Origin of the sequence: Hallella mizrahii (genome assembly GCF_009695775.1) — a bacterium.
In the GTDB taxonomy this organism is placed as follows: domain Bacteria; phylum Bacteroidota; class Bacteroidia; order Bacteroidales; family Bacteroidaceae; genus Prevotella; species Prevotella mizrahii.
Genome location: NZ_VUNG01000012.1, coordinates 36,482 through 52,047 on the forward strand (window position 1 = coordinate 36,482; position 15,566 = coordinate 52,047).

Annotated in this window: 13 protein-coding genes; 5 read left to right on the forward strand and 8 right to left on the reverse strand. The window is 50.0% G+C overall.

Annotated elements, in window-relative coordinates; all coding sequences use genetic code 11:
• The first annotated feature begins 66 nt into the window (after positions 1 to 66).
• From FYJ73_RS06420 to ybeY, 5 genes are all read left to right on the forward strand, one after another.
• Positions 67 to 1,257, forward strand: coding sequence for a THUMP-like domain-containing protein (locus FYJ73_RS06420; protein ID WP_235899259.1), 1,191 nt, complete (start codon positions 67 to 69; stop codon positions 1,255 to 1,257).
• 284 nt (positions 1,258 to 1,541) lie between these two features.
• Positions 1,542 to 2,684, forward strand: a complete 1,143-nt coding sequence (locus FYJ73_RS06425) for an N-acetyltransferase (RefSeq protein WP_154533889.1) — start codon at positions 1,542 to 1,544, stop codon at positions 2,682 to 2,684.
• Between the two features lie 38 nt (positions 2,685 to 2,722).
• On the forward strand, positions 2,723 to 4,711 hold the full coding sequence (locus FYJ73_RS06430; protein ID WP_154533890.1) for a DNA topoisomerase IV subunit B: 1,989 nt from the start codon (positions 2,723 to 2,725) through the stop codon (positions 4,709 to 4,711).
• Between the two features lie 161 nt (positions 4,712 to 4,872).
• Positions 4,873 to 5,346 carry a pantetheine-phosphate adenylyltransferase gene (coaD, locus tag FYJ73_RS06435; protein WP_154533891.1) on the forward strand — a complete coding sequence of 158 codons (474 nt, stop codon included), beginning with the start codon at positions 4,873 to 4,875 and terminating at the stop codon, positions 5,344 to 5,346.
• A 155-nt stretch (positions 5,347 to 5,501) separates the two neighbouring features.
• Positions 5,502 to 5,927 (forward strand): rRNA maturation RNase YbeY, encoded by a 426-nt coding sequence (gene ybeY / locus FYJ73_RS06440; RefSeq protein ID WP_154533892.1) that lies wholly within the window; start codon positions 5,502 to 5,504, stop codon positions 5,925 to 5,927.
• A gap of 214 nt (positions 5,928 to 6,141) precedes the next feature.
• Here ybeY and FYJ73_RS06445 read toward each other — a convergent pair whose 3' ends face one another.
• The 8 genes from FYJ73_RS06445 to FYJ73_RS06480 all read right to left on the reverse strand — a co-directional run bounded on the left by FYJ73_RS06445 (position 6,142) and on the right by FYJ73_RS06480 (position 15,560).
• Entirely contained in the window at positions 6,142 to 6,489 is a 348-nt protein-coding gene (locus FYJ73_RS06445; protein WP_154533893.1) for a helix-turn-helix transcriptional regulator, read from the reverse strand.
• Positions 6,490 to 6,641: 152 nt separating this feature from the next.
• On the reverse strand, positions 6,642 to 8,195 hold the full coding sequence (locus FYJ73_RS06450; protein ID WP_235899264.1) for a S41 family peptidase: 1,554 nt from the start codon (positions 8,193 to 8,195) through the stop codon (positions 6,642 to 6,644).
• Between the two features lie 303 nt (positions 8,196 to 8,498).
• Positions 8,499 to 9,530: a Holliday junction branch migration DNA helicase RuvB gene (gene ruvB, locus FYJ73_RS06455; protein WP_154533894.1), complete on the reverse strand. Its 1,032-nt coding sequence runs from the start codon at positions 9,528 to 9,530 to the stop codon at positions 8,499 to 8,501.
• A gap of 226 nt (positions 9,531 to 9,756) precedes the next feature.
• Positions 9,757 to 10,830 carry a tRNA dihydrouridine synthase DusB gene (gene dusB, locus FYJ73_RS06460; RefSeq protein ID WP_154533895.1) on the reverse strand — a complete coding sequence of 358 codons (1,074 nt, stop codon included), beginning with the start codon at positions 10,828 to 10,830 and terminating at the stop codon, positions 9,757 to 9,759.
• 37 nt (positions 10,831 to 10,867) lie between these two features.
• Positions 10,868 to 11,998, reverse strand: coding sequence for a DNA-processing protein DprA (gene dprA / locus FYJ73_RS06465; protein ID WP_154533896.1), 1,131 nt, complete (start codon positions 11,996 to 11,998; stop codon positions 10,868 to 10,870).
• 15 nt (positions 11,999 to 12,013) lie between these two features.
• Positions 12,014 to 12,472, reverse strand: a complete 459-nt coding sequence (locus FYJ73_RS06470; RefSeq protein WP_154533920.1) for an acyl-CoA thioesterase — start codon at positions 12,470 to 12,472, stop codon at positions 12,014 to 12,016.
• A 44-nt stretch (positions 12,473 to 12,516) separates the two neighbouring features.
• The gene (locus tag FYJ73_RS06475) at positions 12,517 to 13,812 is read right to left on the reverse strand and encodes a DUF2851 family protein (protein ID WP_154533897.1); all 1,296 of its coding nucleotides are present in this window, start codon (positions 13,810 to 13,812) and stop codon (positions 12,517 to 12,519) included.
• Positions 13,813 to 14,012: 200 nt separating this feature from the next.
• Positions 14,013 to 15,560 (reverse strand): calycin-like domain-containing protein, encoded by a 1,548-nt coding sequence (locus FYJ73_RS06480; RefSeq protein WP_154533898.1) that lies wholly within the window; start codon positions 15,558 to 15,560, stop codon positions 14,013 to 14,015.
• Positions 15,561 to 15,566 lie beyond the last annotated feature (6 nt).

Genomic DNA, 15,566 nt, shown 5'->3' on the forward strand with positions numbered 1-15,566 from the left:
TTGTATAATGATAATTGTAGTGATTTTGAGTATTTTATGTGTAAATTTGTAATAGATGACTTCATTTTGCAACATCGTAAGGACGATGTAAGACAACTTGCCTTGCAGGCCGACAGGTATCCCGAAGTGGATATGCCTTATGTGCTGGACCAGATTGCTGGATGGAAAAAAGCCAAAGAGAAGGTTCCAAGGTGGGCTGAATGCAAGGACATCATCTATCCTCCACATCTCAATATGGAGCAATGCAGCTCGCAAACGACGGCTGAATACAAACGACAACTTGCAGCGAAGATACTTGGTGCACAGCGAAAGAATATGACCCTCGTGGATCTCACTGGCGGCTGGGGCGTGGATTTCTCGTTCCTGGCACAGATTTTTGGCAAGGCGGTATATGTGGAGCGTGATGAGCATTTGTGCCGTCTGGCACGTCATAATATGCCTTGTTTGGGCTTGTCTGACGCTGTTGTTGTCAACGACGACAGCACAAAGTATCTCGCAGAATTGAAGGATGACCGCCAACGCTTCTTCTTTATTGATCCTGCCCGGCGTGATGTACAGGGTAGAAAGGTAGCCGGATTGGAGGCGTGTACGCCGGATGTGTTGCAGCTCTTCGACAAGATGATGTCGCTGGCATCGGGCGTGATGATGAAACTCTCACCGATGCTTGACTGGCACGAGGCTGTCAAACAACTCAGAAAAGCCACGTCGCAAACTGTGGCCTTCGACGTGCATATACTCTCTGTACATAATGAGTGCAAAGAGTTGTTGGTGGTGGCTACGCATCATCAACATCCACTGACGGTGACCTGCGTCAATGATGGCGAGACGTTTTCATATTATGCAGAGGAAGAGATGACGTCTGCTATCCGCTACAGCAATGCAGAGCAACTGCAAGGCAGGCGTTTTTTATATGTTCCGAATGCCAGTCTGATGAAAGCGGGATGCTTCCCAGAGCTGTGCGCGAGATATGATTTGGAAATGGCAGATGCCAATTCTCATCTGTTTCTTTCACAGGAGATGATTCCGGATTTTCCCGGCCGTCAGTTTGAAATTTTAGCCATTTCATCACTAAATAAACGTGAGGTGAGACAGACACTGAAAGATCTTGGGCAGGCCAACGTGGCTGTCCGTAACTTTCCCATGACCGCTGTGGAACTTCGTAAACGGCTCCATCTGCGCGATGGGGGCAATAGCTATATATTTGCTACCACCATCCAGCGCAAGCATCTCCTGTTTTTGTGTCGTCCTATCTCGTAATCCAACAACAGAGTTTCTGATTTCCGGCGACAGAGTCTCCAATTTTCTACAACAGAGTCACTGATTTCCGGCGACAGATTCTCTATTTTCCAACAACAGAGTCTCGCTTTATACACAGCTGTGTGGAGTGTTTCTCTATTTTCTTTAAACGTGGTTTCTTTATGACATCGGGTAGAGGTCAGCCTGTTGGATAGAAATTGTTAATTTGATCAATAACTTTTGCTATTTGACTTAAAATCACTAACTTTGCAAGTCTTTAATGGTTAAATATAAGAGATTCGTTCATGTCCGTAGAAATTAAAAAGGTAGAGACTCGCAAAGAGCTCACCACATTTATAGACTTCCACTATGACCTTTATGCAGGTTGCCCATACGATGTACCCAATCTGTTCATTGATGAGATGACGACACTGCGCAAAGACAAAAATGTGGCTTTTGACTTCTGTGAGGCAGAATATTATCTTGCTTATAAGAATGGTAAGCTGGCTGGCCGTGTGGCAGCCATTATCAACCATCGCGCCAATGAGCGTTGGAATGTCAAGGACGTGCGTTTTGGGTGGCTCGACTTCATAGATGACACGGAGGTGAGCCAGGCCTTGCTCGACGCTGTAGCTGAATATGGTCGCAAGAAAGGCATGAACTCTGTTGTCGGTCCGCTCGGTTTCACTGACCTCGACCCTGAAGGTATGCTCATCTGGGGCTTTGACAAGCTTGGAACCATGCCTACCATCTATAACTATGCCTACTATCCTGAGCACATGGAAAAGATGGGAGGATGGGAGAAAGACAACGACTATGTAGAATATTATATGCCCGTGCCCGATAAGGTGCCCGAGAAATATGAGAAGCTCGCTACGATTATTGAGAAGAGATACAATCTGCATGTGAAGAAGATCACCAAGGCCGATATCCACAACGGCTATGCACACGAGGTCTTCCGCGTCATCAATGAAACGTATAAAGACTTGTATGGCTTTGTGGAGCTTACAGAGCGGCAGATCGATCAGTATGTCAAATCGTATATGCCGGGCTTGGATCTCAATCTCGTAACGGTGATTGTTGACGGCAACAACAATGACCGCATCGCCGGAGTAGGCATTACCATGCCTTCGCTTTCCCATGCCTTGCAGAAGTGTCACCGCGGCCGCTTGCTGCCTTTCGGCTGGTGGCATGTGCTCAGAGCTGCCAAATTCCACAAAACCGATGGCGTGGACTTGCTGCTCATCGGCTTCCGTCCTGAATACCGTGCCAAAGGAGCCAACGCTCTGCTCTTCGCCGACTTGATCCCAAGATACATCGACTATGGTTTCAAGTGGGGAGAATCGCAGGTGGAGATGGAAAGCAACAGTGGTGTGCAAAGCCAGTGGAGCGCGCTGGAGCATATCAATCATAAGCGTCGCCGGTGCTATCGCAAAGCCATCGGCTGATGAAATTGTCTTTAACCCCTCATCCTATCTATAACTAAATGTCTGAAAATAAAAATAATAAAAACAGTTCGCAAGAACAGCCCACAGTGGCTTACACTGATGATAACATACGCCACCTCAGTGACATGGAGCATGTACGTACACGTCCCGGTATGTATATCGGGCGCTTGGGCGACGGCTCGCTGCCTGAAGACGGCGTGTATGTGCTCCTGAAGGAGGTCATCGACAACTCCATCGATGAGTTTAAGATGCATGCCGGAGATCGCATAGAAGTGGATATTATCGACAATCTGAGCGTATCGGTACGGGACTATGGACGTGGCATTCCTCAGGGCAAACTCGTTGAGGCGGTCTCGGTGCTCAATACAGGAGGCAAATACGATTCCAAGGCTTTTAAGAAAAGCGTGGGATTGAACGGCGTCGGTGTCAAGGCCGTCAATGCTTTGAGTTCCCGCTTTGAGGTGAAGAGTTATCGTGACGGTACGGTACGCTGCTTGGTCTTTGAGAAAGGCGTACTGAAAGAAGACCATACCGAAGAGACACAGGACGAGAATGGAACCTATATCTTCTTCCGTCCTGACGATACGCTGTTTAAGAACTATTCATTCCATGACGAGTTTGTGGAGACCATGCTCCGCAACTACACCTACCTCAACTCTGGTCTGACTATCATGTACAACGGGCGGCGCATCAAGAGCCGCAACGGCTTGGAGGACTTGCTGGTTGACAATATGACAGTCGATCCGCTCTATCCCATCGTACATATCAAAGGAGAAGACATAGAGATCGCTTTTACCCATACCAATCAGTATGGCGAGGAGTATCATAGCTTTGTCAACGGACAGCATACCACACAGGGCGGTACGCATCAGAGTGCCTTCAAAGAGCATATTGCCAAAACGATTAAGGAGTTCTTTGATAAGAATTACGAGTACACCGATATCCGCAATGGTATCGTTGCCGCTATCGCCATCAACGTGGAAGAACCCGTGTTTGAGAGTCAGACAAAGATCAAGCTTGGCTCTACACTCATGGAACCCGGAGGTGAGACAATTAATAAATATGTCGGTGATTTCATCAAGCGCGAGGTCGACAACTACCTGCATATCCATAAAGAGGATGTCGCTGACGTACTGGAAAACAAGATCAAGGAGAGTGAGCGGGAACGTAAGGCAATGGCCGGTGTCACCAAGTTGGCACGTGAACGCGCCAAGAAAGCCAATCTCCACAACCGCAAACTTCGCGACTGTCGCATCCATTTCTGTGATGTCCGCGACGACCGCAAGGAGGAATCTTCCATCTTTATCACCGAAGGAGATTCCGCAAGTGGTAGTATCACCAAGAGCCGCGACGTCAACACGCAGGCTGTCTTCTCACTGAGAGGAAAGCCTCTCAATTGCTTCGGTCTATCTAAAAAGGTGGTCTATGAGAATGAAGAGTTCAACCTCCTTCAAGCAGCCTTGAACATCGAGGACGGGCTTGATGACCTGAGATACAATAAGGTGATCGTGGCCACCGATGCCGATGTTGACGGTATGCACATCCGTTTGCTGGTCATCACCTTCTTCTTGCAGTTCTATCCCGAGCTGATCAAGAAGGGCCATGTCTATGTCTTGCAGACGCCACTCTTCCGTGTTCGTAACCGTCGCTCTAAGATCAAGAACAAGCAAGTCATCGCTAACGCAGATGCCAAACTGCTGAAGAATGAGAAGAAAAGCGACTTCATCACCCGTTACTGTTATACTGAGCAAGAGCGTCTTGACGCGATTCGCGACCTTGGACCCGACCCGGAGATCACACGATTCAAAGGATTGGGTGAGATCTCGCCCGATGAGTTTGCGCATTTCATCGGCCCGGACATACGACTCGAGCAGGTCACCTTGCACAAAAACGACCAAGTACAGAAGCTACTGGAATACTACATGGGCAAGAATACCATGGAGCGTCAGAACTTCATCATTGACAATTTGGTGATCGAGGAGGACAAGCCCGAGGGGGAAGAGACAAATGTCGATGACGGAGAATAAAGGCATCTGCACTGATAAAAAGGGTGATGTATCTTCTAAAAAACGGATGATGTCTGTCATCAACACGGAAGATGCTCCTTTTAAAAACGGATGATGTCTCTAATCAACCAGGGCAAAGAAAAGTATATGATACCACAAAGGGAAGGAGGATATGACGGTTTATGAATCAAGATCAGAAACAACGGATAGGTCTGTTTGTAGGTTCCTTTGATCCGTTTACGATAGGGCACGACGAAATCGTGCGGCGGGCGTTGCCGCTATTCGACAAATTGGTCATTGGAGTAGGGGATAATCCCCGCAAGCAACATGCCTACTCGATAGAAGAGCGCGTAAACGCCATTCAGAGGCTCTACAGCGGTGAGAAACGTATCGAGGTGATACCTTATAATGATTTAGCCGTAGACCTCGCTCAGCGCGTCGGAGCGCATTATGTCGTCAAAGGCGTCAGGTCGGTACAAGACTTCGAATATGAGCGTGTGCAGGCCGACTACAATCGCAAGTTAGGCGGTTTGGAGACCCTGCTGATCTACGCCAGTCCGGAGATGACAAGCATCTCCTCCACAGCTTATCGCGAGCTGGTCCACTTCCATAAAGATGCTTCATGGATGTTGCCGGGAGGAAAGAAACGGAAATAGAGGGCTTGAAAGGTCATCTAATGCTTGGGTTCCGTACGTTGCATACAATAGGCGTTTTTAGAGCATATAACGGATGTCCTTACAATATATGATAGATGTTTTTAGAATACATCACGGATGTTCATTGATTATTTCGACTTTTAATCCACAACAATATGATTAGTTATCAGTCAGACGGCGTGAAGATGCCGGAGTTTAATCATCGTTCTACCACGGCTTGGATCAAAGCAGTAGCAGCCACCTATGGCCGGCGTGTAGGAGAGATCGGCTATATGTTTGTCAGCGACGAGAAGATTCTTGAGGTCAACAACCAGTATCTTGGCCATGACTACTACACCGACATCATCACGTTTGACTATGACGAGGGTGATGTAATCAATGGTGACATCGTCATCTCGCTGGACACGGTGCGCAGCAATGCTGAGCAGTTTGGCAAGGCCTACGATGATGAGTTGCATCGCGTCATTATTCATGGCATTCTGCATCTCTGTGGCATCAACGACAAAGGGCCTGGTGAGCGCGAGATCATGGAAGCCAATGAGGACAAGGCTTTGGCCATGCTTCCTACGTATTTGGGTTGACAATGTATCGGCTCGCTCAGCTTACGTCTCCCTTGCTGTTTCCCAGTAAGCCTGCAAGTCTTTATTGCATAGCGTTTATAGCTTTACAGCGCGTCTATAAAGGTTCTATGGCACGTTTGTGTCGGTTCTATAGCGTATGATCTAACGCTGATTTTTCAGTCTCCTTCATATAGAAAGAGCCCCGCATTCCTATTTGGAGAGCGGGGCACTTTTGTTATTTCTTTCTGTATTCTGTGGGTGTCATGCCGTATTTCTTTACGAAGATCCGATAGAACGTCTGTGGTGCTGGGATGCCACATTCGCGTGCTACGGCTTCAACAGAGTATTCTTGATGCTCTTTGAGCAGCCTCACGGCATAGTCCAGCCGGAGGTTGTTGACGTAGTTGACAAAGTTGGTGCCTGCAAAGCGGACGAAGAGCTGACCAAACTTGTTTCTGGGCACATACACCCGATTCGTCACATCTTCACGCGAGAGGCGTGGCTGGAGGAACATCTTCTCATGGACAATATAATATTCAATGCGCTGGAAGAGAGCCTCGTCGAGGTCAATCGGGTTTGGCATAATCGTTGTTTTATATAGTTATTTAATGTAGCAAATTTAATCATTAAATAATTATCCACCAACGATTTTACACCTGTTGTTCTCTCAAAACAGCACATGATGTTTAAATTGTGAATGATTGAGACATAGTTTTAAACATTGTTGACAGTATGTTACTGTTCTTTGCTTATTATTTGCAGTGCTTTGCTGATAATTTTGTTTTTTTCGTTGATTATCTGAAAGTATTCATTCATATCCCAGAGATCCCTTGCGACGAGTGCTTTTAGCTGTGTTTTGAGATAAGGAAGCGTTTGTTGGAGTTCTTTGTTGTCTTTTGGCTCAATCTTCTGCTTCTTGCCGTCTGCGAGGATACTGTCGATGAGTGTCTGTGGCACCGTGTAGTGCTGCAGGAAATCACTGAAGAGTTGATAGCGTCTCTTCAGTTCCTTGCGGTTATCGTCAACGTATTTCAGGTTATGCTTGATGACGATTCCTTTCGCCATCAGCTGTCTGTGAAGGCGTGTGTACAATGTTGTGTCGAGCGGCACGAAGTAGTCTGGCATGATGCCACCGCCGCCATACACGGTGCGGTGCTTGCGGAGTGTGTAGAATTTCAGTGAATCGGCAAAATGAATGCTGTCGGCTGAATAGAGCTCCCCATGTTTGTAGCGGTCATCCAGTTCCATCTCATAGTCCTTCAAATCCCCTTTTTTATAGGGCTTTTGGATGCAACGGCCTGAGGGAGTGTAGTAGTGAGCGATGGTCAGACGCATCATGCTACCGTCAGCAAAGGGGATCGGACGCTGCACGAGGCCTTTGCCGAAGCTGCGTCGGCCGACGACCTTGCCGCGATCCTGGTCTTGTATGGCACCTGTGACGATCTCTGCTGCTGAGGCTGTGAACTCGTTGACGAGCACAATCACCTTTCCGTCCAGGAGCTGTCCGTTGCCTTTCGCCCTGTATTCCTCTCTGGGCACCCGTCGGCCTATCGTATAGACGATCAGATCGTTCTTTTTCAAGAACTCGTTGGCGATGTCCACGGCGGCATTCAGATAGCCTCCACCGTTCTCTTCCAAGTCCAGTATCAAGTCTTTCATGCCTTGGCCTTTCAGCGTCTTTACCGCTGCCATAAACTCATCGTAGGTGGTGGCACCGAAGCTACCGATGCGGATATATCCCACGTGTGGCTTGATCATATAGAAGGCATCCAGGGTCTTCACTGGGATCTTGTCTCTGACGACGTCGAAAAACAGCGTTCCGGCAATGCCGCGCCGCACAACACCCAGTTTCACATGAGTGCCCTTAGGGCCACGCAGCCGCTTCATGATCTCCTCCTGTGGCATTTTCACGCCTGCAATTGCTGTGTCGTTGACGCTGACAATGCGGTCGCCGGCCATGATGCCCACTTTTTCCGACGGGCCTTTCGACACGGGTTGTATGACCAGCAGGGTGTCAGCTTGGATGTTGAACTGCACGCCGATGCCCTCAAACGAGCCGTTGAGCGACTCTGAGAGTGCTTTGGCTTCTTTGGCGGACGAGTAGGAGGAGTGCGGGTCGAGCTTTTCCAGCATGCCTCGGATGCCGTCCTCAACGAGTTTCTGTTCGTTGACAGAGTCGACATAGAGATTGCTGATCGCCATCTCTGCTATTTGCAGTTTGCGCAAAGGACTGTTCGGTCCAAAGTTGATCTGCATACGTTGAGCCTGCACTGCCACAGGACAGAGCATCGAGAGGCCCAATGCCAGCGTCATAAAGTATTTTTTGATTCTCATCATTCTGCTTTTATGTAAATCTAAACGGTCTTTCTTTTAAATATTTTCCTTATAATAATATGAGTGGCTACTTGACGTATCCAAGTTCAGTTCTCGTATTTTTTCAACTCGTTCCTTGCATATAATGAGTCAACTCCTTTATATATAATCGATCCCTTTCTCTATAAATAGAGAGTCAACTTCTTTATATATAATAGGTACCCTTCACGATAATAATGAGTCAACTCCTTATATAATATGTTCCCATTTCTATTCAATTCAGAACAGTTCAGGCTGCATTGGGTTTGCCGTGCGAATATTTCTGCCTAAGTGCTCGTAAGCCAGTGCTGTCGCCATGCGTCCGCGTGGCGTACGCTTGATAAATCCCTCCATGATCAGGAACGGCTCATAGACCTCCTCCACCGTGTCGGCATCCTCGCCGATGGCAGTGGCAATGGTAGAGACACCGACAGGTCCACCACGAAACTTGTCGATGATAGTCAGTAGGATCTTATTGTCGATCTCGTCAAGACCGTAGGAGTCGATGTTCAGCGCGCCCAACGACAGCTGTGCGATGGCGGAGGTGATGGTGCCGTTGCCCTTCACTTGCGCGAAGTCACGCACGCGTCGCAACAGTCCATTGGCAATACGTGGCGTGCCTCGGCTGCGCCGTGCGATCTCCATGGCGGCATCGTCTTCGATAGGCACTTTGAGTAGCATAGCCGAACGCTTGATGATTTTCTTCAGTGTCTCCGGGTCGTAGTACTCCAAGTGCATGTTAATGCCAAAGCGGGCACGCAAAGGTGCAGTGAGCATACCAGAGCGCGTGGTGGCTCCTATGAGCGTGAAGGGATTCAGATCGATCTGTATGCTTCTTGCCGACGGCCCTTTGTCGATCATGATGTCAATGCGATAGTCCTCCATGGCGGAGTAGAGATATTCCTCCACGACGGGCTGCAGTCGATGGATCTCGTCGATGAAGAGCACGTCGTTGGGTTCCAGCGATGTGAGGATTCCGGCCAGATCTCCCGGTTTGTCAAGGACGGGACCGGAAGTAATCTTGAATCCTACGCCGAGCTCGTTGGCGATGATATTGCTCAAAGTCGTCTTTCCCAGGCCAGGAGGACCATAGAGAAGCGTGTGGTCGAGAGGCTCGCCTCGGTATTTGGCTGCCTCGACGAAGATGCGTAGGTTGTCCACTACCTTCTGCTGACCGTTGAAGTCGTCGAAGTGCAGGGGCCTCAGCGCATTCTCGAATTCTTTCTCTGTTGAGGAGAGCTTTTCCTCATGTATGTCAAAGTCTTCTGCCATTGTTTGTTGATGATTGCTTGTTTGTTAAAGGGGGAGGAGGGGGGCGGCTGCACAGCAGCCACATACAGAACCCAGCGATAGTGAGGGACAGACGGGATTGCAGTGCTTTGGGCTCCGCTCTTCGTCTTTTTTCCCCGCTCTCCGCTTGTGTTTTGCCGCTCTCCGCTTGTGCTTTGCCGCTCTATGCTTGTGCTTCTCCGCCGCTCTCCGCTTGTGCTTTGTCGCTCTATGCTTGTGCTTTGCCGCTCTCCGCTTGTGCTTCTCCGCTGCTCTCCGCTTGTGCTTTTTCGCTGCTTTTCAAGAAGGCGCGGCACTGCTCAAGGATGTCGGTAAGGGCCTCGACAGTCTCTGCTCTGAGCATGGCGATGCGCGTCTGTCGGAAGTTGGGAATGCCCTTGAAGATCGGGGAAGCGGCCAGATGACGGCGAGTGTGGAGGATACCGCGGTACTCGTCAATGCGTTCCACATTGATGCGCAGCTGTTCTTCCAGGATGTCGATCTTGTCGTCTATGGTTAGGACAGCAGGCACTACGGGCGTGCCGCCCTCTTTGCGAGCCTTCTCGGCATCGATATATTGCCGCATCTCTTGGAATATCCAAGGATGACCAAAGGTAGCCCGTCCCACCATCACGGCGTCTACACCATAGTTGTCAAAGGCCTCTTCCGCCTCCTGTGGTGTGGTGATGTCACCATTGCCAATGATTGGGATATGGATACGCGGGTTGTCTTTCACCGCTTTTATCAAGGTCCAGTCAGCATTGCCGGTATACATCTGGCTGCGCGTACGTCCGTGAATGGTCAGAGCCTGTATGCCGCAGTCCTGCAACTGTTCAGCCAAGTCCGTGATGATCAGGTTTTCTTTGTCCCATCCCAGTCGCGTCTTCACGGTTACCGGTGTTTTTACGGCTTTGACGACCTCTCTTGTGATGTCAAGCAAGAGCGGAATGTTCTTGAGCATCCCCGCTCCCGCACCTTTTCCGGCCACCTTTTTCACCGGGCATCCAAAGTTGATGTCGATGATGTCGGGGTGCACCGATTCCACTATTTTAGCCGCCTCGACCATCGAGTCCACGTCTTTTCCATAGATCTGAATGCCTACCGGTCGCTCCTCATCATTGATGTGCATCTTGTCGAGAGTGGACTTGATGCTACGGATGATTGCGTCGGCAGATACAAACTCAGTGTAGACCATCGCTGCCCCAAACCGTTTGCAGAGCATACGGAAGCCTACGTCCGTCACGTCTTCCATAGGAGCGAGGAAGAGCGGACGTTCACCGAAGTCAATGTTTCCTATCTTCATATATGAGTGCAAAGGTAGCGAAAAAAAGTGGGAAAACCTATTTCAGCAAGTGATAGAATCCACCTGCATAGGGCTTGACGACTCCTTTCATCTCCAAAGCGAATAATTTGGCCTGTACCGTACCGATGTTCAGTGCCGTTTTTACAGCGATGATGTTAGCAGGCAGATCGTTTTGTGTTTGCAGCAGGGAGGTGATTTTTTGCTCTTCCTCGTCGAGTTCCGGGAACATCTGCCGCTCTATTCCTGCCTTTCTCATTTGGTTGATTTCCAGTTCGTCTTGCCATCCCATGGCCTTGACGAAGTCTACTGCGGAAGTGATCAGTGCGGCTCCGTTGTCGCGGATCAGGTGGTTGCATCCTTCGCTGTAGGGCGCGCCTATCGGTCCGGGGAAAGCGAAGACGTCACGGTTGTACTCTCTTGAGATGCGTGCGGTGATGAGTCCTCCGCCTTTTTCAGCGCTTTCCACCACGATGGTGGCGTCGCTGAGGCCTGCCGTGATACGGTTTCGGCGCACGAAGTTGAGCTTGTCGATCTTTGTGTGCGTCATATATTCTGTGAGCAGACCGCCATGGAAGACCATCTCGTTGGCTGTGTCACGGTGCCGTGGCGGGTAGAGGTCGTCAAGACCATGGGCCAGCACTGCCACAGTGTCCATGTTGTTGGCCAATGCGTTGCGGTGCGCATGGATATCAACACCATATGCCAGTCCGCTGACAATCAGCGTGTCTGGACACAGCCGGCTCAGGTCTGCGAGGAAGTTACGGATGAGATCCTGTCCATAGGTGGTGCAGTGGCGTGTGCCGACCACCGCGATGACATGTTGCCGGTTGAGGTCAGCCAGTCCCTTGTAGAAGAGCATGAGTGGCGGATCTGCGCATTCGGTGAGTCGCTTTGGGTAGTTCGTGTCGTTGAGGCACAGCATCTGTATGTCGTGCTCCCGGCAATAGGCCAGTTCCTCCACGGCTCTTGGTCTCATGGCTTCGGCATCCATCAGGTCGTCGGAAATGCGCTGAGGCAGTCCGGGAAAGGTTGTCTTGAGTTGATCGCGTTGCCGGATGATCTCAGTGGCGGAGCCCAGTTGTTTATAGAGTTCCACCATCGTGTTGAGATGGAAGTAGCTGAGACGTGTCAGGATGATGGTGTTGATGAGTTCCTCTTCAGTGATCATGCTTAGGAAAAAAGGCTATTTACAGACATTGTTGTCAGAAGCAGTGATGGGGGTACCGTCTTTTTCAAATCGCTCAATGACAGGCAGAAAAGCATCGTCGTAGTCCTTGCTTACGCCGAGGCGTCCGTTGATGAGCGTGACCAGTTCCGTGTCGGCATGGAAACAGAGAGCGTTGTCGGAAGCACGGTAGATATCGTGCTCAAAGACATAGCGCACGCCCTCCTTATGAAGGTTGAGGCACGAGCGGAACTCATCGTCGCATTTCAGTGGTCGCTTGAATTGCAGTTGCATCCTTGCCACGACAGCGTCCACGCCCTTTTCGTGCAGGTCGGCAAAGCTCACGCCGAGGGCACGGAGAAAGCGGTGGCGCGTATGTTCGGTATAGTGGAGATAGTTGGCGTTGTTGACGATACCTTCGATGTCGCATTCGTAGTCGCGCACCTCCATACGGGTTTCGAAGAGATAAGACTTCATGAGTGTTGCGTGATATTTATTCATTTTTATTTATACACTATACATTATACATTTCTCAGGTATTCGTATCCGAATCGGCAGCGAAGGCAGTCCTTGCGGTCGCAGTATTCGTTTTTCAGTTGGATGAGAGCCTGAGAGTCACCGGCGTTTTCTACGTCGAGCCCGCATTGTTTCCACATTCTGACGATATGGTTATCCTCAGCTTTGAGCTCCTCCAGGAAGTCGAAGGCGCGGTCGCAGAGCCTGTCGTCCTCTTTGTGTCTGCCGTAAGCGAAGAGCATGGGCACCACCGTGTTGATCGTCAACACGGTGACAGAGTCTTTCGACAGTCGTTTTTCAGCCTTCTTGCTTTCCGTTCCGAAGGTATAATGCGTTTCCCAGTAGGGTGTTGCCTCGGTGTCGAAGAGTTGCTGCACCTCTTTCAGCGTCTTGCAGTCGACGAGTTGGCTCAGTCCTGTCCGGCGATGATAATAGAGGTTGGCCAGTTGTGAGATGCGTATCGTTGGGAAGTTCTGTGGTCTCAGCCTTAGGAAGCGCCATCGCTGTCCACTGATGGGCTCCAACGAAAACTTATGAGCGAGATAGAGATATTCGTGTCTCAGCCTTTGAAAGTACTCGTCTTCCTCAGCTTGCTTTCTGTGTCGTTGCGGCATGTCGTCGGTGTTGAGCATTCCCGCCTGCCCCATAAAGATCGCCTCAATCTGGAAGAGATCGTCGCGGTGGTGGTCTACGTCATGCAGTGGCACGTGTAGTGCCCACTGCTCAAACGCCTCGCTGTTGATGCTGAAGCCGAAGCTTCGCGCCAGTGTGACGAAGTAAGCCTGCTCCCAGGAGCCGTTGGCAATGGCGACGCGCTGGCGTATCTTCTCTGTCTTCTGTTCGAGGCGCTCAGTCTGTAGCGCGCTCATCCAAGAGTGAACGGTCAGCCGTGATAGTTGCGGAATGATGCGATAGCAGGGCGGGTATTGGTCTTCCTGCAACAGCTCTTGGTAGTGTCTTTCCACCGTCTCGGGCACTTCCATCTCCAATTGCGGCAGCACGTCGCCATTGGCGGTCTTCACCTCAGTGTCAGCCTTTCCCGTGACGTGCAGCACCACATTATTATAATGGTCATCCTTCTCGTGTCCGTGGAGATACCAGTCCGACGACTTGTCGTGTATCTCCACGTTTCCCACCCACAGCGTGCCGTCGATCTTCACCTTAGCGTTGAAGAAGTCGGGACCCGCATTTCGGTTGTGCAGTCCCGGATCAATGACCTCCACGTCTTGTCCGTTGGTGGTCTTGAGTTGTTGTAGTGGGAAGAGCCTGTGCTTCCAGCAGTAGTGCAATAGCTGTTCCATCTGATGGCTTTTATAGTATTTTGGTTTGGAGAATCTTCGCTGACGCAAGGAGACTCATTTGCAAAGATAAGAAAAAATCCCGTATCTGTGTACAACAGATGCGGGATTTTTCTTTGGCGACAAAAAGATGTAAAGTTTTCTTTTCTCGTCTCTTAGTTGATAGTCAGACAGTTGCTTGCGTTTTCTGCCTGCCGGAAAGCTTATTTCAGCACTTTCTTACCGTTGAGGATGTAGACGCTGCCGTGGCGCATGGTCTTCACCTCGCGTCCGTTGAGGTCATAGACCTTGCTGTCTTTGTTGGTAGCAGTTTTGATTTGGCTGATACCAGTCTCTGCTCCCTTGTTGATAACGAGGGTATATGTCTTGATTGTCTGCAGGTCGTCAGAGCAGTAGAGCAGTTGCAGCTTGCGCTGATCGGCGGTATTGCTGAGCTCGCTGACGGCAGCGAAAGAGCCCTTGTTGGCTGTGGTGGCGACAACATCGGCTTTGGCCGGGTCTTCGGCAGTCGTGCTTACTTCCTCTTTGTCAAGCGTGACGTCATGACCGTTGACGGTTACTGCGGGCTTGTCTACATTGTAGATGAGGCTGATGTCGTCGACGTAGAGGCTGTCAGCAGCAGAGCCTTGACCAGGATCGGCGTTGGTGGAGATGGTCACGAGCAGAGCTTTGGCTTTCACATCATTGCCAGTGTACTTAAAGGGAATGACGATGTGCTGCCAAGCAAAGCCGTCGGAGGCAATCTGAGCATTCTTTGCTGTGGCCACCACATTGTTATAGGTCTTGTCCTGCGGATCCTGATAATATGTACCATCGGTGATGGCTGCGCTGATGGTAGCGTAAGGATGTTCAGCAACAGGAGTCTGCTGTTTGAACTTCACCCAAACGGCGAGGGAGTCGGGCGTGCCGTCCATGAGTGCGTAGAATGGATCACCGTGGCTGTCCGTGGAAGTGCTGTCAGTGGAGAGAAAAGCACAGTTCTTCGTGTCATCGGCAGTCATGGCTCCTGCCTGCATGCGTCCTGTGGTGATAGTGCCGTTTGCGACAATGCCAAAGACAGAGGCCGAGGTGAGCAGCAGACTCTTCTTGCCCGTAGCGCCACTGCGTACGACGTCGGAGGAATAGGTGTGTGGATCAGATAAAGCATTGGCGGCCTGAACAAAATCACCCGTAGCGGAAGCGAAGGAGTGCCAGTTCAGAGGCTCCTCCACGTTGACTGTTATTTGCTTATAAGAATCGTCGAGTTTAGTTATCTGCTCTGTGCGATAATCCTCAAACCCGCTGTTGGGCAGCTGATAGTTGTCTCCGAAGGTGACGTGGATGGTCTGTCCCAGCGTCTTCTGCATGTCGATGTCGATGAGCGTATAGAGTTTCTCTTCGTTGACAAGCAGTTTCAATTTTAATGGAATCTTTGGAAGTGAAGGGCCAACCCATGTTATAGTTGGGTCGTCACCATTTTCGATCTTTATGCTGTCGTTAAATGTAACCACGTCTCCCTTATTGCTCTTTGCAGCTTTGAGGTTGTTGAGCGTGATGTTGCCGATGCCCATGGTCTGTCCTTCGGCTTTGAGCATGAAATTCTTCAAGTTGAAGTTGTAGGTACCATCGTTGTTTTTGTCCACGCTGATGGTTGCTGTTTGTCGTGTAGCCGTACCGTTGACGGTCACGACGAGTGTTTCGGTGTAGTCCTTAGCGCTCATGCTCAGTGAGGAGAGCAAGGCCAGGGCTAACGAGAGTAATGTTTTCTTCATAATTTA

Excerpts from the sequence above, each read along its gene's own strand:
- FYJ73_RS06425 (WP_154533889.1), top strand. The coding sequence starts at position 1,542 with ATGTCCGTAGAAATTAAAAAGGTAGAGACTCGCAAAGAGCTCACCACA.
- FYJ73_RS06430 (WP_154533890.1), top strand. The coding sequence starts at position 2,723 with ATGTCTGAAAATAAAAATAATAAAAACAGTTCGCAAGAACAGCCCACA.
- coaD (WP_154533891.1), top strand. The coding sequence starts at position 4,873 with ATGAATCAAGATCAGAAACAACGGATAGGTCTGTTTGTAGGTTCCTTT.
- ybeY (WP_154533892.1), top strand. The coding sequence starts at position 5,502 with ATGATTAGTTATCAGTCAGACGGCGTGAAGATGCCGGAGTTTAATCAT.
- FYJ73_RS06445 (WP_154533893.1), bottom strand. The coding sequence starts at position 6,489 with ATGCCAAACCCGATTGACCTCGACGAGGCTCTCTTCCAGCGCATTGAA.
- FYJ73_RS06450 (WP_235899264.1), bottom strand. The coding sequence starts at position 8,195 with ATGCTCTGTCCTGTGGCAGTGCAGGCTCAACGTATGCAGATCAACTTT.
- ruvB (WP_154533894.1), bottom strand. The coding sequence starts at position 9,530 with ATGGCAGAAGACTTTGACATACATGAGGAAAAGCTCTCCTCAACAGAG.
- dusB (WP_154533895.1), bottom strand. The coding sequence starts at position 10,830 with ATGAAGATAGGAAACATTGACTTCGGTGAACGTCCGCTCTTCCTCGCT.
- dprA (WP_154533896.1), bottom strand. The coding sequence starts at position 11,998 with ATGATCACTGAAGAGGAACTCATCAACACCATCATCCTGACACGTCTC.
- FYJ73_RS06470 (WP_154533920.1), bottom strand. The coding sequence starts at position 12,472 with ATGAAGTCTTATCTCTTCGAAACCCGTATGGAGGTGCGCGACTACGAA.
- FYJ73_RS06475 (WP_154533897.1), bottom strand. The coding sequence starts at position 13,812 with ATGGAACAGCTATTGCACTACTGCTGGAAGCACAGGCTCTTCCCACTA.
- FYJ73_RS06480 (WP_154533898.1), bottom strand. The coding sequence starts at position 15,560 with ATGAAGAAAACATTACTCTCGTTAGCCCTGGCCTTGCTCTCCTCACTG.